This window comes from Vibrio sp. 1457 (assembly GCF_033340195.1).
GTDB lineage: Bacteria > Pseudomonadota > Gammaproteobacteria > Enterobacterales > Vibrionaceae > Vibrio > Vibrio alginolyticus.
The window spans coordinates 1-1,004 of record NZ_JAWOWA010000173.1; the positions used below are offsets into that span (position 1 = coordinate 1).

2 protein-coding genes are annotated in these 1,004 nt (G+C 45.3%); one reads left to right on the forward strand and one right to left on the reverse strand.

The features are described 5' to 3' along the window. Positions 1–388, forward strand: a 388-nt coding sequence (locus R7Z41_RS24650) for a replication initiation protein (RefSeq protein WP_162879011.1), incomplete at its 5' end; no start/stop codon positions are given. Positions 389–645: 257 nt separating this feature from the next. Here R7Z41_RS24650 and R7Z41_RS24655 read toward each other — a convergent pair. Then, a complete protein-coding gene (locus tag R7Z41_RS24655; RefSeq protein WP_318141727.1) occupies positions 646–936 on the reverse strand; it encodes a hypothetical protein in 291 nt (96 codons plus the stop codon). Between the last annotated feature and the right edge of the window lie 68 nt (positions 937–1,004).

Here is a 1,004-nt window from a genome sequence, read left to right on the forward strand (position 1 = left end):
GAGGGGAGAGGGGAAAGCACAAATCACTTTTTCTGACGCGGTAATGCCTTATCTGACACAGTTGAAGGGGCAATTCACCAGAGTCGTCATTAAAAATATTTCTAATTTATCAAGAAGTTACAGCATAAGAATATACGAAATTCTCCAGCAATTCCGCAGTACTGGGGAACGTATTATCGCCCTCGATGATTTTAAATCATCACTGATGCTTGATGGTAAATATAAAGATTTCAAAACGTTAAACAGGGATCTAATAAAACCCTGTGTTGACGAACTGAACAAAAAAAGCGACCTGGCTGTAACGGTTGAGACGATCAAAAAGGGGCGCACGGTTGTAGCCCTGCATTTTCGCTTCAAGGAAGACAAACAGATCAAGATGACGATCTAGAATCGATTTTAAGGCACCTAAAACGCTCCCTGCTGCGTTTTTTTTGTGTTAGTAGTGCGAAGGTACTATTGAAGTGAAAAATTGCGTCAAAAACGCTCTGATGCAGCGAAAAAAGACCCCCCAATTTTTGGGGGCGGAAAAACAAAACTATGCTTGCGTTATGTGAGTGTGCTTCTTGCATTCATCCCTGTCGATGAACATCGAAGAACATCGACAAACATAACACGATGTTAAACAAAACAAAATATTGTTCACATTCACTGTGACCAACCGCGATCATGTCTCCTCTCGGTGGTGTGTGTTCGTGCATCTTCCTCGCGCTGCCATTCCTCCCAGGTACGATTAAAACCCAGCGAGCGGAACAGATGATCCGGCTGTTTCTCTGGTGTGTTGACGGCAGCAAAAAGCGGTGCCTCACGGGTTTTCAGATGAAACTGCATCAGTTCTGGTGCAGGTGATATGTGGCTGTCTGCATCGTGATTTACGGCAACACCATATCCTGCATATCGTAACCCATTATCGGTCAGCGCACTGATGACCAGATGCATGTTATCGGCGGAGGGGACAGCAAACGCGGGCTACAGCGAACCATTAAGCCGGTCAACACCGCCCAGAG